Annotated in this window: 21 protein-coding genes, 4 tRNA genes and 1 pseudogene; 3 read left to right on the forward strand and 23 right to left on the reverse strand. The window is 41.8% G+C overall.

The window, feature by feature from the left end:
• The 19 genes and pseudogenes from FTU34_RS15640 to FTU34_RS15730 form a co-directional block, all read right to left on the reverse strand.
• Positions 1 to 232 (reverse strand): GTP-binding protein (locus tag FTU34_RS15640; RefSeq protein WP_249680400.1); only part of this gene is annotated, 232 nt, incomplete at its 3' end.
• Between the two features lie 154 nt (positions 233 to 386).
• Positions 387 to 461, reverse strand: a tRNA-Thr gene (locus FTU34_RS15645).
• Positions 462 to 484: 23 nt separating this feature from the next.
• A tRNA-Gly gene (locus FTU34_RS15650) sits at positions 485 to 560 on the reverse strand.
• A 38-nt stretch (positions 561 to 598) separates the two neighbouring features.
• Positions 599 to 682: transfer RNA gene (locus FTU34_RS15655), tRNA-Tyr, on the reverse strand.
• A 54-nt stretch (positions 683 to 736) separates the two neighbouring features.
• Positions 737 to 812 (reverse strand) — tRNA-Thr (locus tag FTU34_RS15660).
• 98 nt (positions 813 to 910) lie between these two features.
• Positions 911 to 2,404: an anthranilate synthase component I gene (gene trpE / locus FTU34_RS15665; protein ID WP_180036133.1), complete on the reverse strand. Its 1,494-nt coding sequence runs from the start codon at positions 2,402 to 2,404 to the stop codon at positions 911 to 913.
• Between the two features lie 117 nt (positions 2,405 to 2,521).
• The gene (gene gph / locus FTU34_RS15670; RefSeq protein WP_111886013.1) at positions 2,522 to 3,190 is read right to left on the reverse strand and encodes a phosphoglycolate phosphatase; all 669 of its coding nucleotides are present in this window, start codon (positions 3,188 to 3,190) and stop codon (positions 2,522 to 2,524) included.
• A gap of 76 nt (positions 3,191 to 3,266) precedes the next feature.
• Positions 3,267 to 4,016, reverse strand: coding sequence for an FHA domain-containing protein (locus tag FTU34_RS15675; protein ID WP_180024947.1), 750 nt, complete (start codon positions 4,014 to 4,016; stop codon positions 3,267 to 3,269).
• Between the two features lie 77 nt (positions 4,017 to 4,093).
• Positions 4,094 to 6,325 (reverse strand): type II secretion system secretin GspD, encoded by a 2,232-nt coding sequence (gene gspD, locus FTU34_RS15680; RefSeq protein ID WP_180036134.1) that lies wholly within the window; start codon positions 6,323 to 6,325, stop codon positions 4,094 to 4,096.
• Positions 6,326 to 6,367: 42 nt separating this feature from the next.
• Positions 6,368 to 7,234, reverse strand: coding sequence for a type II secretion system protein N (locus FTU34_RS15685; protein WP_180036135.1), 867 nt, complete (start codon positions 7,232 to 7,234; stop codon positions 6,368 to 6,370).
• Positions 7,234 to 7,977: a type II secretion system protein N gene (gene gspN / locus FTU34_RS15690; RefSeq protein ID WP_180036136.1), complete on the reverse strand. Its 744-nt coding sequence runs from the start codon at positions 7,975 to 7,977 to the stop codon at positions 7,234 to 7,236. Before gspN ends, FTU34_RS15685 begins: the two co-directional genes overlap by 1 nt.
• A 167-nt stretch (positions 7,978 to 8,144) precedes the next feature.
• Entirely contained in the window at positions 8,145 to 8,471 is a 327-nt protein-coding gene (locus FTU34_RS15695; RefSeq protein ID WP_078190459.1) for an H-NS family nucleoid-associated regulatory protein, read from the reverse strand.
• A 142-nt stretch (positions 8,472 to 8,613) separates the two neighbouring features.
• On the reverse strand, positions 8,614 to 9,045 hold the full coding sequence (locus tag FTU34_RS15700; RefSeq protein WP_180036137.1) for a thioesterase family protein: 432 nt from the start codon (positions 9,043 to 9,045) through the stop codon (positions 8,614 to 8,616).
• A gap of 9 nt (positions 9,046 to 9,054) precedes the next feature.
• On the reverse strand, positions 9,055 to 10,248 hold the full coding sequence (locus FTU34_RS15705) for a heme biosynthesis protein HemY (protein ID WP_180036138.1): 1,194 nt from the start codon (positions 10,246 to 10,248) through the stop codon (positions 9,055 to 9,057).
• A 6-nt stretch (positions 10,249 to 10,254) separates the two neighbouring features.
• Complete coding sequence (locus FTU34_RS15710) at positions 10,255 to 11,097, reverse strand: hypothetical protein (RefSeq protein WP_168379018.1); 843 nt, start codon at positions 11,095 to 11,097, stop codon at positions 10,255 to 10,257.
• Positions 11,094 to 11,873, reverse strand: coding sequence for a uroporphyrinogen-III synthase (locus FTU34_RS15715; protein WP_180036139.1), 780 nt, complete (start codon positions 11,871 to 11,873; stop codon positions 11,094 to 11,096). The genes FTU34_RS15710 and FTU34_RS15715 overlap by 4 nt, the downstream gene beginning before the upstream one ends.
• A 3-nt stretch (positions 11,874 to 11,876) precedes the next feature.
• Positions 11,877 to 12,794 (reverse strand): hydroxymethylbilane synthase, encoded by a 918-nt coding sequence (hemC, locus tag FTU34_RS15720; RefSeq protein WP_218950095.1) that lies wholly within the window; start codon positions 12,792 to 12,794, stop codon positions 11,877 to 11,879.
• A 95-nt stretch (positions 12,795 to 12,889) separates the two neighbouring features.
• Entirely contained in the window at positions 12,890 to 13,630 is a 741-nt protein-coding gene (locus FTU34_RS15725) for a LytTR family DNA-binding domain-containing protein (protein ID WP_111886003.1), read from the reverse strand.
• A gap of 53 nt (positions 13,631 to 13,683) precedes the next feature.
• Positions 13,684 to 14,837: pseudogene (locus FTU34_RS15730) on the reverse strand (sensor histidine kinase).
• Between FTU34_RS15730 and argH the strand changes: the two are divergent.
• Together argH and FTU34_RS15740 are read left to right on the forward strand one after the other, a co-directional pair.
• Complete coding sequence (gene argH, locus FTU34_RS15735) at positions 14,828 to 16,258, forward strand: argininosuccinate lyase (protein WP_180036141.1); 1,431 nt, start codon at positions 14,828 to 14,830, stop codon at positions 16,256 to 16,258. The pseudogene FTU34_RS15730 and the gene argH sit on opposite strands and share 10 nt — an antisense overlap.
• Before the next feature lie 27 nt (positions 16,259 to 16,285).
• Entirely contained in the window at positions 16,286 to 16,555 is a 270-nt protein-coding gene (locus FTU34_RS15740) for an oxidative damage protection protein (protein ID WP_078190466.1), read from the forward strand.
• 854 nt (positions 16,556 to 17,409) lie between these two features.
• On the opposite strand, the gene pgsA is transcribed toward FTU34_RS15740, so the two are convergent.
• The 3 genes from pgsA to uvrC all read right to left on the reverse strand — a co-directional run bounded on the left by pgsA (position 17,410) and on the right by uvrC (position 20,832).
• Positions 17,410 to 17,997 carry a CDP-diacylglycerol--glycerol-3-phosphate 3-phosphatidyltransferase gene (pgsA, locus tag FTU34_RS15745; RefSeq protein ID WP_078190467.1) on the reverse strand — a complete coding sequence of 196 codons (588 nt, stop codon included), beginning with the start codon at positions 17,995 to 17,997 and terminating at the stop codon, positions 17,410 to 17,412.
• A gap of 104 nt (positions 17,998 to 18,101) precedes the next feature.
• Positions 18,102 to 18,896, reverse strand: a complete 795-nt coding sequence (locus tag FTU34_RS15750) for a thioesterase family protein (RefSeq protein WP_180036146.1) — start codon at positions 18,894 to 18,896, stop codon at positions 18,102 to 18,104.
• 136 nt (positions 18,897 to 19,032) lie between these two features.
• Positions 19,033 to 20,832: an excinuclease ABC subunit UvrC gene (gene uvrC / locus FTU34_RS15755; protein WP_180036142.1), complete on the reverse strand. Its 1,800-nt coding sequence runs from the start codon at positions 20,830 to 20,832 to the stop codon at positions 19,033 to 19,035.
• 178 nt (positions 20,833 to 21,010) lie between these two features.
• Here uvrC and FTU34_RS15760 point away from each other — a divergent pair, with 178 nt between their 5' ends.
• The gene (locus FTU34_RS15760) at positions 21,011 to 22,057 is read left to right on the forward strand and encodes an AAA family ATPase (protein ID WP_180036143.1); all 1,047 of its coding nucleotides are present in this window, start codon (positions 21,011 to 21,013) and stop codon (positions 22,055 to 22,057) included.
• Positions 22,058 to 22,110: 53 nt separating this feature from the next.
• Here the strand turns inward: FTU34_RS15760 and FTU34_RS15765 are convergent, their stop codons facing one another.
• Positions 22,111 to 22,524 carry a PH domain-containing protein gene (locus FTU34_RS15765; RefSeq protein WP_180036144.1) on the reverse strand — a complete coding sequence of 138 codons (414 nt, stop codon included), beginning with the start codon at positions 22,522 to 22,524 and terminating at the stop codon, positions 22,111 to 22,113.
• Positions 22,525 to 22,683 lie beyond the last annotated feature (159 nt).

Here is a 22,683-nt window from a genome sequence, read left to right on the forward strand (position 1 = left end):
CGTAGTGACGGATTGGAGAATCGTATTCTACGTGTGAAGTATTAATTGTAATACCACGTGCTTTTTCTTCTGGTGCAGAGTCGATTGCAGCGTAATCTTTCGCTTCACCACCGAATTTTTTTGCACACACAGTTGCAATCGCAGCTGTTAAAGTCGTTTTACCATGGTCAACGTGACCGATTGTGCCCACGTTAACGTGCGGCTTATTACGTTCAAACTTAGCCTTAGCCATGCTTTTCTTCCTCGTTTACGTCGAACACAATTCTGAGTAAAACCCAGCTCCGACATATCGCCTAAAAAAATAAACACCCAATACTTGAAAAGCAGACTAAAAAGCCTGCTTCTGGAATCTTGCGCAACATTTAAAGTTGCTAAACTGTAAAATCTGGAGCTCTTATCGAGATTTGAACTCGAGACCTCTCCCTTACCAAGGGAGTGCTCTACCACTGAGCTATAAGAGCAAATATAAGCACTTCAATAGATATGGAGCGGGAGACGAGGGTCGAACTCGCGACATGTAGCTTGGAAGGCTACCGCTCTACCAACTGAGCTACTCCCGCACGATGTTGGTACAAACCACTTATTGAAGTCTTAAAATTGGTGGTGAGGGAAGGATTCGAACCTTCGAAACTTTCGTAGCGGAGTTACAGTCCGCCCCCTTTGACCGCTCGGGAACCTCACCATTTTACACTTACTTCAGTGTTGTTCTCTCTACTCACTCTCAAACTCCCTAAGATGGTGCCGGCACACGGATTCGAACTGTGGACCTACTGATTACAAGTCAGTTGCTCTACCAACTGAGCTATGCCGGCGTTTCTTAGTGTTTCGTACGTTTCGTATCGGAACGGTGTGCAGTTTAGCAAATCTTGAAATCCTTGCAAGTGTTTTTTCTAAAAAAAACGTGAAAAACTCATAAAATCAATCCATTTGATGATAATTCAACCGCTTTGATCACTGCGCGAGCTTTTATTTGGGTTTCATTCCACTCTGATTCAGGATTTGAGTCATAAACCACCCCTGCTCCAGCCTGAACATAGACCTTATTTTCTCGAATTACACAGGTACGAATCGCAATCGACATGTCCATTTCGCCATGCCAGCCTAAATAACCAACAGCACCACCAAAAATTCCACGTTTTACTGGTTCAACTTCGTCAATAATTTCCATAGCACGGATTTTTGGTGCGCCTGAAAGCGTACCCGCAGGGAATGTTGCCTTAAAAACATCCAAAGCATCGACATCATCACGTACTTCACCTTGCACATTTGACACAATGTGCATGACATGCGAATAACGTTCGATCACCATTTGATCAGTCACGTGAACTTTACCGATTTTAGAAACGCGTCCAACATCATTTCGCCCCAAATCGATCAACATCAAATGCTCTGCAATTTCTTTTTCATCAGATAGCAAATCTTTTTCTAGCGCTAAATCTTCTTCTTTTGTTTTACCCCGTGGTCGCGTTCCCGCCAAAGGACGAACTGTTGCCACACCATTTTCTAAACGGGACAAAATTTCAGGTGATGAACCGACGATATGAAAAGGAATGTCATTTTCTAGTGTCTGCCCTTGCACCAAGAACAAATATGGCGATGGATTCAGGTGACGTAGTGCACGATAGACCTGCAAAGGCTCACCATCAAAATCGGATACCATACGATGGCCCGGCACAACCTGCATCACATCACCGGCTTTAATGTACTCTTTTACTTTCGCAATAGAGTTAATAAAGTTGTCATGTCCAGTGATGGATTCAAACTGTGGTGCAGTATGCTTATTTGCTTTGAGTGCAATTGGGGTTGCCAAAAGTTCTTCTAGCTCATCCAATTGTTGCTGCGCCTTGGTATAGGCCTCAGCATCATTTACATCGGCATGCACAATTAAGAATAAGGTATCCTTAAGGTTATCAAAGACGATGACGGTTTTTGATAGCATCATCCAAATATCCGGAATCCCGACCGGGTCAGCTTCTGGAACGTTATTGAGCTTTGGTTCGATATAACGTACAGCATCATAACCAAAGTATCCAACCAATCCACCGGTAAAGCTCGGCAACGCTGGCAAATCTTGCTGTGTAGGCACTTTATATTGTGCTTGGAAGTCACGAATGTATTGAAATGGGTCAGCACATTGTTGTTTTTCAACCGAGCCATCAGCATGTTGAACGGTCAACTGCCCTTCATTACACGAAAATACGGTGGACTCGCCCAAGCCAATAATGGAGTAACGCGCCCAGTTTTCGCCACCCTCTACAGATTCAAATAAATAGGCTTGTTTATGTTGTTTTAATCGCGCAAAGACAGAAAGTGGAGTTTCTGTATCTGCCAAGCGCTGACGATATACTGGAATCAAGTTATATCCAGCAGTTTTCAGTTGTTCAAATTGAGTTTGTGTAGTCATTTAGGTTTCTCTATATTTCGCGTGGTCAATTTCAGTTAATTTCTTCTCATGCTGATTGAGTGACGCCATCGAAATACTACACACTTGCTCATTTTCACTTCCTTAACCCTACTTATTTCAACCCAATAATTCTTTTAAGTTATCAACCACGTGCTGCGGCTGACAATCTCGAATATTTTCACCATGATTATAGCCATAGCTGACCACAATACAATCAATACCCGCACGACGTGCTGCCTCTACATCATTGACAGAATCACCCACCATCAAAATTTGCTGTTTCGGCAAGGCATAATGCTCCGCACAATACTCTAGCTGCTTGGGATGTGGTTTACGCTCTTCAAAACGATCTCCGCCAATCACATCATCAAAGTATTCATGCATACCTAGTGCCTGCACAATACTGCGTGCCGGTTGCTCTGGTTTATTGGTCACACAAATCAGAATTTTCTCTTCTGCTTTTGCCCAATCCAAGAACGCTAGAATGCCGTCAAAGGGCTGCGTCAAAACACAAGGATCTGCATTGTAAATCTTTAGAAAAGTTTCCAGTAAAAGATGGTGCTGTGCGGCATCCACCTTCCCGGTCAAGTATTCAAGTACGCTATGACAAAACAATGAAGTTCCTTTCCCAATCCAGTTTCGCACCTGCGCTTCTGTGACCAACGGTAATTGCAACGCATTTAGACTCATATTCATCGCACGATGTAAGTCAGATGCTGAATCGACTAGCGTTCCATCCAGATCAAATAAAATCATTTGGCGTTCTGCTAAACGAACTTCAAACATAATGTCCCTCTATTTTTTGTAAATTTTCCCCATAAAAAAGGCATGCCCATGCATGCCTTTTGAGGAATGTCTCGGTTTATTTAAACAAGACCCATGCAATAATTGCAAGAATGATTAAAACAATGACTGAGATTAAGCCCACAGAGGCATTTTTTTGCGCTTCACGCTCTTGCTCTACACATGTCGCTGGAATTTCTACATCACATGCTTCATTTTTCGGAACAGCAGTTACGTCAATTCCCTCAGGAATTGGTGCAGGTTTAGGCACACCTACATTGGTCGGCATACCATCACGAGTCAATTGAACCGAGCCATCTCGCTCTTTCAACTCTGGCATACCTTGATCATTCATTTGTTGTGCTGCGGTTTTAACAACAGGCTCTTGTGCCTTAGTTTCAGACGTGTTTGCTACAGACTCTTGTGCTACAGTTTCAGAAACTGCAACAGCTTCAGACGGCTGCTGAACAGGTGTAATTTCTTCTGTTTGCAACGCTTCAACGCTTTGTTCAATATCCGCTGGGATCTGAACAGCTTTAGCTGGAGCCAATAAACTAAACTTCACACTGGCAAACTGTACAATATCACCTTCTTTTAAAAGTGATTCACCAGTCAAACGGACATCATTAATAAACGTCCCATTAGATGAATTAAGATCTTGCAACCAGAGTGCCTGATCTTTCAGTACAAAGGCAGCATGTTTACGCGATACATCAGATTCTTGCAAAACAATATCTGCTTGCTGGTGGCGACCCACCAACATATCACGCTCAATACTAATTTCTTGTCCTGTTAAATCACCAGAAATTGCTTGAATTTTCCAAGTCATGAAGTTAATTCTCTATTGCTCGTTTTTTTCATCATAGCATGCTGTGGTTTCAAAGCTAAACCACTCTGCTGTCTAACCTAAGGCATGCCCGCCACTTTGCCATTCGGTACGGTAATGGTTTGGCGCTTCACCGCAGGTTCAATGGCGACTGGCGTGGAGACCACTGCCGCTGGCTGTGTCATTTGTGGTGCTGTCGGTACCGTCTTATACACAGGGGCTGGCGCTGTACCTTTTGAAACAGGTATGCGCTGTTGATACACATCGTCCACATTTTCAGGTAATTTCGCAAAATTACCGTCATTATCCAATGCCAGTTGCAGACTATAGAGCTGACTGTAGCGCTGCTGAGACATTCTCTTCACATCGGCAGAATTTCCAACAATAGTCGGATGAATAAAGATCAGTAAATTGCGTTTACTGTTGGACTTTCCTTCCGAGCTAAAAAGTTTACCCAGTACAGGAATAGCCCCTAGCCCCGGAACGGATTGACGCCCATGCAATGTATTATCAGAGATCAAACCACCCAACACAATTGTTTGACCATGCTCTGCCAAGATCGAGGTTTTGATCGCGCGTTTAGTCGTAACCAAATCCGACGCTTGACCTTTATTGTCTTTTACACCAGAAACTTCTTGCTCGACCTCTAAACGCACCGAACCGCCGTCGCCAATATGCGGCACAACTTTCAAAGTCACACCGACATCTTTACGCTCAATCGATGTATATGGATTGGCTGTGCCACCATTGGTGGTGACCGAACCTGTCACAAATGGAACGTTTTCACCCACCACAATATAGGCTTCTTCGTTGTCCATCGTCACAATCGACGGTGTAGATAATAAATTGGATTTGGTTTTTTCTTTTAGGGCCTGAATCATCGCACCATAGAGTTTGCGTGAACCATCACTGCCTTCACGATAATCACCAAGGACCAAAGAAGTACCGGCACTCACCGCGCTACCTGCACCCGCAGCGCCGCCAGTTAAATATCCTGCGGCAATATTTTTTAAACTCGAACCAAAGTTATCAAAGTTAATTAAGCCGATACCACTACTGATATCACCCAACGCCCATTGCACACCGAGTTGATCGGTATCCGTGCCTTCGACTTCAATAATCGCCGCTTCGATCAGCACTTGCTGACGACGAATATCCAGCTGAGAAATTGCAGATTCAATTTCACGCATGAGCTGCGGATCTGCTTTCACAATCAGTGCATTTTGTGTGGTATCGGCAATAATACTGACGCCATTGGCATTAAAACTTGAAATACCATTTTGCGTATTATTGGAAGAGTTATTGCTGTTGAGGTTAATACCTGAACTGGTGTTATTTTGTGAGCTGAATGACTGTGAATTCGAACTGTTACTCTCATTCATTAAACTGTTCATCGTGCTGCTGTTTGAGCTATTCGATGAATTCGTACTCGAAACAGCTTGCCCCGTGACCAAGCCTTGTAAGATTTCCGACAAGTTTTTTGCACTGGCATACTTCAAACGAAAGACTTTCAACCCACCCAATCGATCTGCTGCAGGCACATCTAAAGTTTCAATAATCTTACGAATGCGTTTACGTGTCGCTGTATCACCTTTAATGATAATGCGATTGGTTCGATTGTCCGCGATAATACGAATTCGTGACCCTTTCGGGTCTTTTGATGCGCCGGTCGAACTCATCGACTCTAACAGTCCAATCATTTCTTCGGCCTGACTCGATTGCAGCGTCACAGCTTCGATATCATTTTGACCCGTTCCATCTAAATTACGAATAATCGTTTCGAGCTGGTAAATATTACTTGCACGGTCTGAGACGATCAGCGCATTAGTCCCTGCCACTGCCGACAAATGTGCAAATTGTGGCATCAAGGGACGTAGGGCTGGAATTAAGTCGTTGGCATTGGTGTTATCGAGCCAAATTACTCGGGTGACAATTTGGTCTCCAGACGCACGGTGGCGCGCATCATAAGGAATGCCCGAGCTTTTTACATTACTGTCTGGAACCAGTTTAATGGTGTTGCCTGATGGAATCGCCACTACACCATTCACATTCAACACACCGAGAAACAGGTCATAGACTTCATTTTTATTTAAAGGCTTATTGGAAATAACCGTTACATTTCCTCGTACCCGTGGATCAACTGCAAAATTTTTCCCCGTGATATCTGCGACTTCATTAATGAATGCCGTAAGATCTGCATCACGTAAATTGATTTTCCATGTTTGTGCATAACTTGCTGTGCTGACCATAGCAACCAAGGGCACCATGGCATAGGCAGCTAAAGTTGAACGGTTATTATTAAATAAAGCCATATACGCCTGTGTTTCCTAACCCTATAAAGTGATGAAACATCACTAAAAATCCTGTTGTATGGTCATCACTTGATCACCACGTTTGACTTCAAGTTTCACCTGCCCTTCACGGCGGGCTTGTTCTAATAATTGCGCCTCAGATTGTCCTGCACCGACCGCCTGCCCATTTAAAGACATGATGCGGTCACCCGGCTGCAAACCCAATTTATTTCTTAAGGCTGCAGGTGTTCGATTTGAAACTTCAAACCCACCATTAACTGATGGATTTACCCCCATTTCCTGCATATATTGTTCACGATTTTCAGTCATGCGTTGTACGGCCTGACCAATCGCGGACTGCGTTGTGCTTTGCCCTGAATTTGCAGGATCAGTTGTATTTTGCATGCTGTTATTCTGCAAAGATCCGCCTGAGGTTGCATTGGCTGTAGGGACAATCGGTTGATCTAATCCGTTTTCAATACCTTGGAAGGCCAATTCACGCCGTGCACCATTACCCTGCGTTAAAATCACCTTATCCCAATAAACTTCAGCCAGTTGATATGATGAACCTTGAATGGTTTCTCCAACCAAGTAGCGATCTGAACTCTCATTGACCTTAATCACTGCCGACGAGTAGCGACTTGGCTGTCCAACCACCACACCTTGTAACACCATATTTAACTGCGCGTCAGCTGCTGAACTGCGGTTTTCCTGAAACAAGGCAAAAGAGCTAATATTAGGAACTTGCGTTTGCTGTGAACCCAATTCAACTCGGTCTAACTGCATGGCTTGTGGCGGTGCAATCAATAACCAAAATAAAGCGGCTAACTTCCAGCACAGGTACAAAATTATTAAAGCCAAGACCACAGGTGCAAGTCGATCTGTTTGCTTCCAATTGATCTCGCGGATTTTTTCGAAATAGTCAGCCATCAGTTCACCCCACTCAATAGGGGTTGACGCGAACTAATCACATACGTATCTAATCCTGCCTTACCTTCATAGGAAGCAACATTCATCAAAAAGCGCTGGGTTAATTGCACATCCAACATGAGGTCTGGCTCAAGTGACATATTCATCATTTTTTGTTCACGTTGATCTCGAACATCAATCGACAATTTGCCATTATCGTCTTTTAATTGAGCCAACATGGCAGGCACATTCATTGACTCTTGACGCTGTGCAAAGCTAAAGGATAAATCCCCGCCTGCCCACTGCATCTCGCCTGATGACTGACTAAATCCCTGTTGTGGCTTATATTTAAACTGCACATCATTTAATTGAATGGCATTCGTTGGCCATTGCCAATCGGCAAAACTTTTTAAGGTTTCAGGAGCAATTTGACCCTCTAAGTTTTTAATACTAATACTTTTACCAAAACCATACCCCATCACACCTTGCAGTTTGGTATTACCACTATGAATTTCAACATTTGCACCCAAGCGCAATAAAATCAAATCCCACGGGCGCGTGTTCCAGTTTAACGAGCCTTTCAAGTTTCCTCGTGTCCAATCTGCTTGCCCGTGCCAAATATTGCCACTGACGTTATGTAGCATTTGGTTATTTTTATAAAACTTTGTAATGAGCCACGCTGCTGGTACTTGCAGCATAACGAAAATTAAAAAACTGATCGCAGCAAAAATGAGCCACCGAATATTATTAGTTTTATTGATCATCCCACCACAACCGATCCATCAATTTTTTTCCATCATTTAAACATTTTTCTTTATAGACACATTATGCATACTTTTTCTGCATAGCCAATTCAAAGAGATAAAAAAACCAGGCATTTGCCTGGTTTAATTATCCTGAACTCAGGATATGACGATTTCATGAATTATTCTTAAATTAAGAAGTCTTCTAGTTTCGCGCCTTTTTCTAGCTCAGCCACTAACCAACGCGGTTGTTTACCACGACCAGTCCAAGTGTCATCTGCATTGGTTTTGCTACGGTAACGTGGTTCAACCGCTTTACGAGTTGATTTTTTACGTTTGCTTGAACCAAATTCAAGGATTTGTTCAACGCTTAAATCTAAATTTTCTGCAATTTCAACAATACGGTTGTACGCATCTTCAATCGCTTGATCTTTTTTAGATGCAATCAGCGCTTCAGCTTCTACTTGAAGCTTCTTTAACTCTTCAACTGATAAATTACTAATATCAGGCATAATCTTTCACTCCGAAATTTCATTTTAATAATGCTTATGAAAACTCGCTCATAATATTATAATAAAATTTTTATTCAATAAATAACTTTCATTTTACTACAATATTTTAACACGACTCCTTAAAATATATAAAGTTAAATTGTATTTAAATATTATTTCCCACTGAAATCTCCAAAGCTTTTATTTTAGTTTTTATACTTTCTGGAATTGAAGTTTTTTGTAGGGTAGTTTTATCCACGCATACAATAACTGCATCGCCTGTTGCAACGATTTTTTGTTGCTGTTCACTCCATAATATATAACTCATACGAAATGCACTATTTCTTAATTCTTCAACGCGCGTTGCCACTTTTAAAATATCAGGATAAACCACTGGGCTTAAATATTTACATTGGCTTGAAGCCACAACCGTAACCACAGACTGATTAAATATATCCAACTGATCTAAATAACCAATCCGCGCACTTTCCATATAACGATAATAATGCACGTTATTTACATGACCAAAAGCATCCATATCCCCCCAAGCGACGTGTTGAGTATGAACCAATGAATATTGAGCTAAATCTTCTTGCATATAATGTCCTTATATTCGAATTTCCATAAAATTGGCATTATTTTCAAATATTAAATTTAATTGTTTGATCAAGTCATCCTGCTGATTTAAGGCTGACTTGATGCGTAAATAACTCATTAATACATCATTTGGATATAATTCTAACAATGCATCTGCTTCAGCTTGACGTGCTGTCGCTTGGTAAATATTCCATTTTGCAAAACTAAAAACAGGCAGCGCAGGATACTTTTCTTCCCAACGTTGAATCTGCTGTTCTACAGCCACATAGTCAGGGTTTTGCTTCAGCATTTTTTGCTGGAACCACAAAAAGAACACTTCTTTGTTAAATTGCTGTTCCAGCAAATGAATGGCCAATTGCTCATGCTCCTGACTCATCTCTGGCATACGAGACAAGACTTTTAACCAAAGCACTTTGACCGCATATTTACGCTCTGTGATTTGATCTTGTAAATCCAAATAACGCTGCTTTAAATACTGTAAGTCATCGACATCAGCTTGATCAAACGCTGATAATAATTGCTCCAACCAAGCTTGTTTTGTCAGCTCATCTAAATGTCCATAACGTGTCGAACGCAAATACAACCAAGGAAACTGCAACGCAAACATGCCCCATAGCGTGGTTAGGCGCTGCTCATAGGCACTACTGACTTTTTTCAACCATGGCGATAGTTCATGTTGATTTAAAAATTCAAGATGCGTTAAAGCCTTTTCACCCTCTTGTTGAGATAAATAAATTTCAATCCGTTGCAATTCTGCAAGCTCAAAAGCCATTGGATTAGTCTGAGTTAATGCATTTAATGCTGTTTCATATTGTTGCTGAATCCAATATAAACGCGCATCGATCACCCCTTTTAATAATCCAGACTCAGTAAAAGCTTGCTGAATAAAGTTTTTTTGATCTTGCGCAGCATTTAAAAGCCAAATGACAGCCAATTGCTCATAGGGATGTAGTTTATTAAAACTAAAGACTGTTTCAGATTTACGCTGTTCTCGACTTAAATAGCGTTTAACCGCATACCAAAGCATTTGCACGAACAAACTCAGTAGTGCCAGCAATAATGCTAAAAACCAAATATTGGATTGAACTTGCCATTCACGCCAGTATAAATAGACATAGCCTGCACCATGTCCAAAACTCAGCAAACTAATAATGGCAACAACCAATAAGCTAATAAATAAATAGGCAAATAAAATATGTTTCATAGTCGATTATCCTATGAGTGCCCGAGTATTTAACAGCGGTACAGAAATAACCGGAATATCCTTTAATTGTTCTAAACGTTGGCGTATTGGTTTTAATGAAGCATCTGGCAATTGCTGCATAATTTGCATAATTTCAGTGATTTCTTGTTGAAATTGAGGATATTGTCCTTGATTTAAAACCTGCTGAGCCAAAATTAAACGTAACTGCATTTCTTTTAATACCAAGCTACGCTGCATTAATAAGGGACTCGGTTGTTCGACTGATTCGACTTGAATCCATTTTTGCCAAAAAGAAAGACCTTTTTGCTGCTCTTTTGAACTATAGGGCTTTAATATTTCTTTTTCTAACAATTGATCGATCGATTGCAGAGTATTTTTCACTTTATCAGACTGCAACTGACGCTCTGTCACATATTGCTTTAAGGTTTCACGGTCTTTTTGAATTACCTGATGCAAACTCATGCGCAGTGCAGGTGCCAAGCTCAACTGATCTAATTGTTGATCTAATTGGTTTAATTTTTCCAAGGCGACAGCAAATTGTTGTTGCTGCATGGCAAATTCAACCAAATCAAGTTGCTGGCCCACAACCAACATCGGCTCAATACTATGGGTCGCCTCAGCAGCAATCGAAGCATTCGATGTCGTTGCAGCCGACATCTCGGTCGTTGTGCCGCTCAACTGACGTTTCAAAGCCACGACCTGATCATTCAAACCTGCATTGCGCTGTTGCAATAAAGTTTGCTGTTGCATCAGTTCGGTTTGTTGAGCATTGACTTGAAATAGGTCAAAACTGAGTTTAGCCAACCAAAGTACGGCGACAATGACCACAACGACAAACAACTTCTTCATGTATTTCCCTGCACGACTTGCACATGCTGCAATATGTGTGTCGCGTTTAAATCTTCGAGTTGAATAATTTTAAAATCTTTGTTCAGTGTTATACGACTTTGCTCAAGTAGCTCGAACAACCTTACACCTAAAACTAAAAAATGTGCATGGCGCAGTACTGATAAATGCGACTGAATCAGGTCAAGCCAATTGAGCCAACTGGCCTCACTGGTGATCAACATACAATATGGAGATGACAACTGATGTTCAGAAATGAGTGTTTTTACTTTTTGAGTGGTCTCTTCCGGTAGATGCCGTTCGTATAGCACAAAATTGAGAACCTGAATGCCACGTGCTAGCAACTGCTGCATCATAAATTGACGACCACCTTCACCGCGCCAAAACGCAACACAAGCCCCAGCCTCCAATTGTTCTAAATGGCTTAAGGTGAGCATTCCCTCCGAGGTTTCCACCTGCGGTACGACACTGTGAATGCCATAATCAGCCAGCTTTGCTGCAGTTGCATCACCGACTGCAACCCATTGAATATGTTCGAGCTGCTCTAATGAAATACCTGCCTTACGCAAACCTTGCATTCCAAAGGTAACCGCAGAAGGGCTCACCACAACCAATACATCCGCAGCACTCAACTGGGCGTAGCACGCTGCCAATGCTTCTGACCATGCTCGTGGCTTGAGCTCAAGTAATGGAAGCTCAGCCACAGCAACACCCGCAGAGCGCAGCGTCAAGCTAAGCTGCGTTGCACGATCTGCTGGACGTGTATTGATAAAAAGCATGTATTAATACAGTGCCTTTAAAATTTCACCTGCACCTTGGGCTAACAAGTCTTGTGCCAATTTGACACCGAGCTGTTCAGCTTGTTCAGGAAGACCTACTTGCTGTGCTTTCAACAAGGTTTGACCGTCAACACTACCGACACGACCTTCTAAATGAATCTGACCATTTTCTAAGGTTGCATAACCTGCAATCGGTACTTGGCAGCCACCTTCTAGATATGCATTAAATGCACGTTCTGCGCGTACACAAGCATTGGTCTCTGCATGCATTAAGGGCAAAATTAAATCCAATACAGTTTGATCTTGGCTACGACATTCTAGGCCCAATGCACCTTGTCCAACTGCAGGTAAACTCACAACAGGCTCAAGAGTATGACGAATACGCTCTGCTAAACCCAAACGCTTCAGCCCTGCACTCGCCAAAATAATCGCATCATAGTTGCCCGCATCGAGTTTAGATAAACGCGTACCCACATTGCCACGCAGATCAATAATCTCAAGATCAGGACGTTGTTTTAAAATTTGGCATTTGCGGCGCAAGCTCGATGTCCCAACCTTCGCACCTTGTGGTAAATCATCAAAACTGTTATAGGTATTTGAAACGAAAGCATCTAATGGATCTTCACGCTCACAAATCACGGCCAAGCTTAAACCTTCAGGCAATGCCATCGGCACATCTTTCATCGAATGAACTGCTAAGTCTGCACGACCATCCAACAACGCCGCTTCTAATTCTTTTACAAATAATCCTTTTCCCCCAATTTTGGCTAAAGGGGTATCTAGAATCTTGTCACCTTGAGTCACAAAGGTCACCAACTCAACTTTCAAATTTGCATGAAGTGCTTCTAAGCGTGCACGAATATGTTCCGCCTGCCAAAGTGCAAGCGGGCTTTGTCGAGTTGCGATCTTAAGGATATTCATAAATTTTAAAATACAGTCTATAGGGCTATTATTCTAAACTTAACTTGCTCAGTTGAAAATGCAAGCTTAATTCGCAATGTACTTTGACCCTTGCCCTATAATTTTTGTATTCGCTCACGCAAATTCGGTAAATGTCGACGGCTGACCGCCAAGCGCTCGTCTAAATCTCGACAACGCACTTGATATTGCCCTGAGCTTACAACCTCTAAACCATCTAAAAAGCTCACAGACACCAAGGCATTGCGATGAATGCGTATAAAACGATCACCAAATTCATGCTCTAAATCTTTCAGCGTTTCATCAATGAGTACGCTGCCATTTTTGTGCCGAACAGTGACATATTTCTGATCTGCAAGAAAATAGTAAATATTTTCCACAGGTACCAACTCTACACCACGATAGGTCTTTGCCGCGATTTGATGGCGGCTGATTTTAATTTCGTCCATATTTTCTTTTTGTTTTATCGTGCTCAATTGAGCTTGGGTTAATTTAGTTAAATGATCTAAAACCTGCTGCAATTCCTGTTGCATAACTGGTTTTAGTAAATATCCCTCTGCATTCGATTTAAATGCATCAAGTGCATGATGATCATATGCAGTGCAAAAAATAATAGCGGGCATGGGGTCTAATTCACGCAACAATTTCGCGCAAGTCAACCCATCCATTTCAGGCATTTGTATATCTAGTAAGATGACATCAGGCTCGAGGCTTTGAGCCAAGTCAATCGCTTGTTGACCATGTGAAGCTTTGGCAACCACTTGATGTCCAAGTTGAGTGACTAAACGTGACAATCGCTCTACTGCTAGAGGCTCATCATCACAGATTAGGATGTCCATTTCTCCTCCTTATCTCGTTAACATCATTTATTTTTATTGGTCAACTGAGATTTCTATTTATATTGATATTGCACCACAGTCGTATACATTCCCTCGCCTGCGTAGGTTTGAAAAGTGACATGCTGACCATAATATGCCTCAAGTCTCTGTTTCACGTTTTCGATGGCAATACCATTCCCCTGACGTAATTTAATTGTATCCTGTGTATAGGGATTTGTAATAACGATATTAATTTGATTTTGTAATATTTCAATCAATATATTTATCGTACTCTTTGTCAAAATCTTTTCAACTCCATGAAAAATACTATTTTCTAATAAAGGTTGTAAAGTTAATAGTGGAATTTGTACTTGAGCGTATTGTTCAATACCTTCTAGTTTCCACTCCACCTTAAGCCGATCACCTAAACGCATTTGCTCAATGGCCAAATAACGCTGACACAGATCGATCTCATCTTTGAGACTTACCAACTTCAATTCTTGAAAACTTGCACGGAACAATCGAGATAAATTCAGTAACATTTGCTCCGCTTTATCTGGGTCAATCGCAATCAAGCTAATCACATTGTTTAAGCTATTAAATAAAAAATGTGGATGAATCCGAGCTTGCATAGCCTGAATGCGTGAGTTTAATTCACTATGATGTTGTCGACCCCACTGTTCTCTTAAATATAAATATCGAAAACAAAATGCCCCAAGCAACACCCCATAGCTCAGATTTAAAACCACACCAGCAGTTAAAACGTCCGCACTCAAGCCAGTTAAACTGAAATTTCCACCAAAATAGATCAAGACATTTAAAATTAAGGTGGTGAACAACACCAAAGCTTGCAATAAAACAAACCCGCTAAACATGAGCATTTTCATGCTTAAACCACGCGTCTTACTCTGCAAAAGCTCTGAAAATGCAGCAAATGCCAATAAAATCCAGTTAATAAACAACATATGCTGCATGACACTGGAAAAACTTAAAGCATGCCACGAATGAGCTTGTGCCAAAGCCAAGACCAAAGCCACAATATTGCCCGCAAGAAACAGCTCCCACAAATAATGCCAACGGCCCATTTTTCCTGAAAAAACAGAAATTGTCATAGACCCAAACCTTGTCTAAAAGTTTGATCAACTTGCCCTTCGGCAACTGGGTTCGAATTTGCTATACTCTTGCTCAGTTCTATGCTTTTTATCTTATTGAGCCGACATGACCACATCTTCTAATTCCTCAAATCCGTCACAAGCCCAAACTTCAGGCATGTGGGGCGGTCGTTTTTCCGAAGCTACTGACGCTTTTGTTGCTGAATTTACAGCATCTGTACAGTTTGACCAACGCTTTTATAAACAAGATATTGCAGGTTCAATTGCACATGCAACCATGCTTGCAAAAGTCGGCGTTCTGACTGAACAAGAGCGTGACGATATTATTAATGGCTTAAACACCATTAAAGCAGAAATTGAAGCGGGTAACTTCGAATGGCGCATTGACCTAGAAGATGTGCACATGAATATTGAGTCACGCTTGACTCAACGTATCGGTATTACAGGTAAAAAACTACACACCGGTCGTAGTCGTAATGACCAAGTTGCAACCGATATCCGTCTGTATGTTCGCGACGAAATCGATGCGATTTTAGAATTATTGCAAAAATTACAAAAAGGTATTTTGGGCTTAGCGGCGAAAAATACCAATACCATCATGCCGGGCTTCACGCATTTACAAACTGCACAGCCAGTGACTTTTGGTCACCATTTAATGGCATGGTTTGAAATGCTGGTACGTGACTCAGAACGTTTAATTGACTGCCGTAAACGTGTAAATCGCCTACCTTTAGGCTCTGCTGCACTTGCAGGAACAACTTACCCGATCGACCGCGCATTCACTGCAGAATTACTAGGTTTCGAAGCTGTCGCTGAAAACTCTTTGGACGCTGTATCTGACCGTGATTTTGGTATTGAATTCAATGCGGCAGCATCACTCATCATGATGCATTTATCACGTATGTCAGAAGAAATGATTCTTTGGACATCGGCTCAGTTCAAATTTGTGAACATTCCTGACCGTTTCTGCACTGGCTCTTCAATCATGCCGCAAAAGAAAAACCCAGACGTTCCTGAGTTGATCCGTGGTAAAACTGGCCGTGTATATGGTGACTTGATGAGTCTATTGACCCTGATGAAAGGTCAACCATTGGCATACAACAAAGACAACCAAGAAGATAAAGAACCACTATTCGATGCAATCGATACTGTTCGTGGCTCACTCATGGCATTTGCCGATATGATTCCTGCACTAGTGCCAAACATTGACATCATGCGTGAAGCAGCTCTTCGTGGCTTCTCAACTGCAACTGACCTTGCCGACTACCTGGTTAAAAATGGCGTGGCATTCCGTGATGCACATGAGATTGTGGGTAAAGCAGTTGCTCTCGGTGTTCAAGAAGGCAAAGATCTTTCAGAATTAACCCTTGAGCAACTTCAACAGTTCTCTGACTTGATTCAGGCCGATGTCTTCGAAAAAGCATTAACACTCGAAGCATCTGTCAATGCACGTAACCACATTGGTGGTACTGCACCTGCTCAAGTTGAAGCAGCAATTGAACGCGCGCATGCACGTTTAGAAAAACTTTACGCATAACTTTTTCAAGTTAAATGGAGTATTGATATGTCTCGACAAGTGTTTTGCCGTAAATATCAGGCTGAAATGGAAGGTTTAGACTTTGCACCATTCCCGGGTGCGAAGGGACAAGAATTGTTTGATACGGTATCTAAACAAGCTTGGCAAGAATGGCTAAAACACCAAACGACGTTGATCAATGAAAAACGTTTAAACGTGTTTGAAGCTGACGCGAAAAAGTTCCTTGAAGAGCAACGTGAAAAATTCTTCAGCAATGATGAATCTTTAGAAAAAGCCGAAGGGCTGAAGCCTGAGTAATTTTTAGAGCGCTGCTCTAAAAATTACGCAAGACAAGCGAAGCGCTTAGCTTCAAATGTCATGAAGGAGTCCAAAGGGGCTCCTTTTTTTGTGCTTAGGAGTACTGCCACGCCGCAAGACAAGCAGCTATGCTGCTCGTAGGCTTTAATTGAAAAGAATCTCCAATCTTGAGGATTCTTTTTTATTGCTCTAAAAATTACGCAAGACAAGCGAAGCGCGTAGCTTCAAACTTCAAACTTCAAACTTCAAACTTCAAAAAGGAGCCTAAAAAGGCTCTTTTTTTGTGCTTCGGAGCACTGCTATTTTCGCAAAACAAAGATGACGTCTGTGTAAGCTTTCATTGGGAAATGATCTTCATCATTGCTGAAATATCTTTTATCCATTGATCAATTTTATTTAAACTTAAATAAATGTATTTATTATTTAAATAATGTTAAATGTATTTTTATCATCACATATATCGATTTTCATTGTTTAAATCCAAACAAAACCTACCAAAGTTATCGGCCAATTTGTATCAAAAATTCTTAATGTAAATTTGTGATACATTTCTCAATAAAACACAACATTACACTACAATAAACTCCATGTATTTCTAAATCTGCTTTCCTATAATAGCAATCAAGAAGATGGAAACATCTTCCATAATAGCGATAAGTAACCCCGATTTTCCTTCCCAGATTTCCCCCAAAATCTGGGAATTTTTTTATCCAAAATTTGCACTAACGTCTCACATTTAACTTCAAGCTCTAATCAAATGAAGCGCTGTTCAAACTAGTCAAACCCTCAATTTTTTCTAAAAACTCGGCAATAAAAAAGCCCCGATCACGGAGCTTTTAATAACTTACTTTAAATCAAGGTTGCTTTAAATACGGCCATGCGGCTTTCAAATATATAAACATCGACCATAACGTTAAAACTACGGCTGTATAGAGCAATCCATACGCCAACATTTCTAGGGGTTGCCAATTTAGCAAGAACACTGAAATCGCAATCATCTGAAATGCTGTTTTATATTTACCAACGGTTGAAACCGCAACACTGGTACGCGCGCCTAATTCAGCCATCCACTCACGTAGGGCAGACACCGTGATTTCACGTGAAATAATTACAATCGCTGCAAAGGCCATCGAAATGGTCGGTTGCCATTGCACCAAGACGATCAACGCAGTTGCGACCATCAGTTTATCTGCAACAGGATCGAGAAAACGTCCAAATGCTGAAGTCTGATTTAAACTTCTTGCAAGGTAGCCATCAAACCAGTCAGTGACAGCTGCGATCACAAAAATAGCAGTCAGCAATATATGACGTGACATGCTTGCAGCATGCTCACCCACGCCCATTGCAGGTGGCCAGTACGCCACCAACAAAAACACAGGAATTAAAGCAATTCGTGCCAATGTTAAAATATTAGGAATATTCAGGATTCGACCTGTTGTCATAGACACCCCAGTTTTCCCCTCATGCACGATGAAAATGCAAAATAATTTGAGGATTTATCCATCGTTAGTTGCACTCACTTTATACGAAATGCCCCTCAGTGTCACTAGGCAAACACCGTAACAGCCTGTCGCGCAATCGCTATCAACTGGTTATTTTCATCCCATAAATGAGCATATTCTGTAGCGTATCCATCCGCTGCATAATCGGTAAATACTTTATATTTAAACCAATTATGTAAGTTTGATTGCAAGGGATGTACATAAGTCAATGTCCACGTTAAAGAACTAGCAGGTGCCATGGTTTTGTACATAGGCAGTACACCGGGCGGCCACATATCCATCGAGACCATTAGGTCAGCAACAGTCATCTTACGGTTATCATGACGTTCTGGGTTAAAACGCATCCAACCACTAAAGTCAGGCTTTTGACTTGCTGTACATGGATACTGCCCATCTACCCAGACCAAATCCATTTGCTGAAAGCACTGGGGTGCAAGTGGATGATGTTCGGCAATCTTTAAGCTGCTCACTTCAGGAAAATTGGGTGCTTGACGCTCCTGATTGACGGCAATGCTTGATTCACGTGGAACACCAAAGCTCGCCAATAAAATGCTTTGTACAGCATCATCTTGCCAAAGTCGAACTTCAATGGTGGTGACGGATTTGCCCTGTCTTAAAATTTCCGCACTTAAACGCACGGGCGCCAATTGTACTGGCCCAACAAAGGTCACATTACAACTAAGTAAACGTCGCTGCGGATCGGCAATGGTGGCAACGGCTTTGTGCATCATCATGCCAGCCACTAAGCCGCCATAGATCGTACGCCCTTGCAACCATCCTTCTGGAATCTCAACCCATTCATTGTGTTCAATATGTTGATACAACTGTGCGAGTGACATCATCATCCCTGATCATATTTTTGATTTTTATATCATTGTATAAAAATTAAATGATGTGAATGATCTGTGACTCATGCGTCAATGAGCATTTTGGCAAATTCAGGATTGACGCGTCATCGATTGGGCTTAGTTCGCGCTATTCATGCAGGATTTTATAAATGGTGCGCGCCATCACATCGCCTAATCCCGGTACAAGTTTTAAATCATTTTCCGAAGCTTTGAGTACCCCCTGAATGCCACCAAAATGAGTCAACAGATCCCGACGACGTTTTGGACCTAAGCCCGGAATCACCTCAAGTACCGATGAGCCACGTTTTTTATCTCGTTTCGCTCGGTGTTTGGTAATGGCAAATCGGTGGGCTTCATCACGAACCTGTTGAATCAAATGCAGGGCTTTATGGTCTTCAGGCAATTGGATTTTTTCACCATCGGTAAAGTGCAAAGTTTCCAAACCTGGTTTACGCCCCTCACCTTTGGACACCCCGACCATAAAGGCATCGAGCTCGAGTTCTTGCATGACTTCCATCGCCATGTGTAATTGACCTTTACCCCCGTCAATTAATAGCAAATCGGGCAGCATATGCTTTTTATAGCGGCGGGTCAGCGCTTGACGCATGGCAGCATAATCATCGCCTTCGGTAATGTCATTGATGGAAAATTGGCGATAGTCGCGCTTTCTTGCGCCACCCGCATCAAAGACCACACAAGACGCGATAGTTGCCTCCCCCATAGTGTGAGAAATATCAAAACACTCAATACTGTCAATCGGCCGCCCAACGACTTGCTCTAACTGATGAAAGCGCTCATTCAATTCAAAATGGTCAGCCAATTTACCTTTAATCGCATGTTGTACATTCATCTGTGCTAATTCTTGCCACTCTGCACGGGTTTCACGCACTTTATGTTTGATTTGAATTTTTTTATCAAAGTGCTGATGTAGTGCATCTTCCATGTCTTTGCGATCTGGAATATCGACATTGATGATGAGTTCCGCAGGGATTTCGTCTGCCACCTGAAAGTAAAAATTAGCAATGAAGTCCGAGAGCATTTGACCTAGATCATCACCCTGCATATCAGGGAAATAACTCTTTCCGCCGAGCATTTTGCCATTGCGCACATGCATGATTTGCACACAGGTCACACCAGCTTGATAAGCAATGGCAATGATATCTGCCTCGCCTTTGACTTTATAAATCGCTTGCTGAGTTTGCACATCACGCAGCAGCGCCATACGATCACGATAAAACACCGCCTTTTCAAACTCCAAAGCTTCTGCCGCAGCTTCCATTTTCCCAATCAGCTCTTGATTAAGCTCTTTAGTGTCGCCTTGTAAAAACCGAATCGAGTTATTGACATCTTCTTTGTAATCTTCGGGTGAGATCAAACCCACACAAGGCGCGGAACAGCGTTTAATTTGGTATTGCAAGCATGGTCGTTTGCGCTGCGAAAAATAGCTATTTTCACACTGACGCACATTAAACAGTTTTTGCAGCACCACCAAAGTATCACGCGCGTTATAAGCACTCGGATAAGGCCCAAAAAACTTACCAGCTTGATGCTTACCTTTCCCACGTCCTGCGGCAATTCGCGGATAGGGTTTATCGGCAGAGATAAAAATATAAACATAAGACTTATCATCACGCAGCATGATGTTATACGGCGGACGATGGAGCTTAATCAGGTTTTGTTCGAGCAATAGGGCTTCCGTTTCAGAACGCACCACCAAACTTTCAATATCATAAATACGGGCAACCAAAGCCTGCGTCTTGGGATGCTCAATGGTTTTCGCAAAATAACTCGACACACGATTTTTTAAATTCTTTGCTTTACCCACGTACAGCAACTCACCGTCTTTACCCAGCATGCGGTAAACACCGGGTAGAGTCGTCATATTGGCAAGAATTTTTTCAATATGTTCGCGTGCGTTTTCGTTCACTTTTGCCTTGTTCCGTCTTCGATATTGCTCTTTGACATGATGTGATGCTTTTACCTACATTTTCAAGCAATCCCGCAAATTTATTGTTGCTCATAGCAATGATCTGATTGCTAAAAGCTATTAATGTAAAATTCTAAATTTGCTATGCTCAAAACATCCCGCTTTAGGAACATGATGCATGACGAACGCCAATCCCGCCATCCATGTCGTACACCCGACAACTTCGACGCAGAGCACTGCTGAAAAAAACCGTTTGATGGGTAAGCCGCGTTTTCATTTTGAACCGCATGACGTTATGCAACGCTTAAAGCAACGGATCATTGGACAAGAAGCAGCATTAGACGAAATTGAAAAAATGCTGCATGTGGTCAAGGCTGATTTTTCCAGTCCTGAACGACCGCTCTCCGTAACATTAATGCTTGGACCGACAGGTGTTGGTAAAACCGAAACTGTGCGTTTAATCAGTGAAGTGATTTATGGCCGACCTGATGCCTTTTGCCGTATTGATATGAACACGCTCGCACAGGAACATTATGCGGCTGCCATTACTGGTGCGCCTCCGGGCTATGTCGGCTCGAAAGAAGGCCATAGTTTATTTGATGAAGTTTCCATTGCAGGTAGTCATACCCGACCGGGCATCGTGCTTTTTGATGAACTGGAAAAAGCGTCAACCGAAGTGCTTCGCGGCTTAATGAATGTGCTAGATAGCGGAAAATTAACCCTAACCTCGGGTACAAAAACCATCGACTTTCGTAATTGTATGATCTTTATGACCAGCAATGTCGGTGCACAAGCGGCACAGCAATATCTAGATAAGTTAAATTTTTTACCCGAAAAAATACAGAAGGTTTGTCTCAAACGCGTGCCGGTCAGTAGCATTATTGAAAAAGTCATGCAACGTAAATTCGACCCTGAATTTATTAACCGTATTGACCGTGTACTGCAATATCAACCCGTTCAAGATGATGCCTTGCCCCGTTTGGTGGAGATTGAACTGGAAAAACTTAATCAACGCCTACAACATCAAAAACGCAGTATCAAACTCACAGATGCAGCCAAAGCACATTTTTATCAGAACCATGATATTCGTTATGGCGCACGACATTTAGCACGAAAAATGCGGGTCGAGCTTGAGCCTATTTTGGCGGTGTATTTTTTGAATCATCCCGAACAAACTAAAATACACCTAGATGCACAACTTGGACAATTGGTTATTATTAAATAATTCACTGGTCTTTAAAAGGCATGCTCACATACCTTTATTCAGCATTCTTATATTTATTGGATTGGAACACCAATCGCTTTAGCAAAAGCTTGCGGATCTTTCGGTGAAACCATGACAAATTTGGTTTTGCCATCTCGAAGATATTCAATTTTTAAACGTTTAATGGAAAGCGCAGGTGCCGCAGACAAATCCTGACTTGCACTGATGCGTTGGATATCCTGCAAAGGAATCTGCCAACGTAGAAACATGCTACGGATGTTTAATTCTGTAGCGGAAATTTGATAACGTGTATTGAGTATTGGCAACCACAGCAGTAACACCGTCAAAATATACACCGCGGTATGAAGAGGATATTGCTGCATCGTACCTTTGGCTTGCATGGTGAGTAATAATTGAATGAGTAAACCGCTCATACAAACAATAAATGCCACCACCCACCAATCTTTTTTTGAACGAAAAACTTGCATCTTATCCCCCATCAACTGCTTTTATTCTATACGAGACCTTTGCACAAACCAGCGACCTACTCTCGACACCAATCTCAAACTCAACTAAAAACTGGAATTGGTGTTAAAAGATAGAAAAAGTCACCGAATTGGCATAACACTCTCCTAAATTGCAGTTAA

This window comes from Acinetobacter sp. YH12094 (assembly GCF_013419295.1).
GTDB classification, from domain to species: domain Bacteria; phylum Pseudomonadota; class Gammaproteobacteria; order Pseudomonadales; family Moraxellaceae; genus Acinetobacter; species Acinetobacter amyesii.

Excerpts from the sequence above, each read along its gene's own strand:
- FTU34_RS15700 (WP_180036137.1), bottom strand. The coding sequence starts at position 9,045 with ATGCAAGAAGATTTAGCTCAATATTCATTGGTTCATACTCAACACGTC.
- trpE (WP_180036133.1), bottom strand. The coding sequence starts at position 2,404 with ATGACTACACAAACTCAATTTGAACAACTGAAAACTGCTGGATATAAC.
- FTU34_RS15740 (WP_078190466.1), top strand. The coding sequence starts at position 16,286 with ATGTCTCGACAAGTGTTTTGCCGTAAATATCAGGCTGAAATGGAAGGT.
- gspD (WP_180036134.1), bottom strand. The coding sequence starts at position 6,325 with ATGGCTTTATTTAATAATAACCGTTCAACTTTAGCTGCCTATGCCATG.
- FTU34_RS15705 (WP_180036138.1), bottom strand. The coding sequence starts at position 10,248 with ATGAAACATATTTTATTTGCCTATTTATTTATTAGCTTATTGGTTGTT.
- FTU34_RS15685 (WP_180036135.1), bottom strand. The coding sequence starts at position 7,234 with ATGGCTGACTATTTCGAAAAAATCCGCGAGATCAATTGGAAGCAAACA.
- argH (WP_180036141.1), top strand. The coding sequence starts at position 14,828 with ATGACCACATCTTCTAATTCCTCAAATCCGTCACAAGCCCAAACTTCA.
- FTU34_RS15710 (WP_168379018.1), bottom strand. The coding sequence starts at position 11,097 with ATGAAGAAGTTGTTTGTCGTTGTGGTCATTGTCGCCGTACTTTGGTTG.
- FTU34_RS15725 (WP_111886003.1), bottom strand. The coding sequence starts at position 13,630 with ATGGACATCCTAATCTGTGATGATGAGCCTCTAGCAGTAGAGCGATTG.
- gph (WP_111886013.1), bottom strand. The coding sequence starts at position 3,190 with ATGTTTGAAGTTCGTTTAGCAGAACGCCAAATGATTTTATTTGATCTG.
- FTU34_RS15675 (WP_180024947.1), bottom strand. The coding sequence starts at position 4,016 with ATGACTTGGAAAATTCAAGCAATTTCTGGTGATTTAACAGGACAAGAA.
- FTU34_RS15750 (WP_180036146.1), bottom strand. The coding sequence starts at position 18,896 with ATGTCACTCGCACAGTTGTATCAACATATTGAACACAATGAATGGGTT.
- FTU34_RS15760 (WP_180036143.1), top strand. The coding sequence starts at position 21,011 with ATGACGAACGCCAATCCCGCCATCCATGTCGTACACCCGACAACTTCG.
- FTU34_RS15715 (WP_180036139.1), bottom strand. The coding sequence starts at position 11,873 with ATGCTTTTTATCAATACACGTCCAGCAGATCGTGCAACGCAGCTTAGC.
- FTU34_RS15765 (WP_180036144.1), bottom strand. The coding sequence starts at position 22,524 with ATGCAAGTTTTTCGTTCAAAAAAAGATTGGTGGGTGGTGGCATTTATT.
- hemC (WP_218950095.1), bottom strand. The coding sequence starts at position 12,794 with ATGAATATCCTTAAGATCGCAACTCGACAAAGCCCGCTTGCACTTTGG.
- pgsA (WP_078190467.1), bottom strand. The coding sequence starts at position 17,997 with ATGACAACAGGTCGAATCCTGAATATTCCTAATATTTTAACATTGGCA.
- gspN (WP_180036136.1), bottom strand. The coding sequence starts at position 7,977 with ATGATCAATAAAACTAATAATATTCGGTGGCTCATTTTTGCTGCGATC.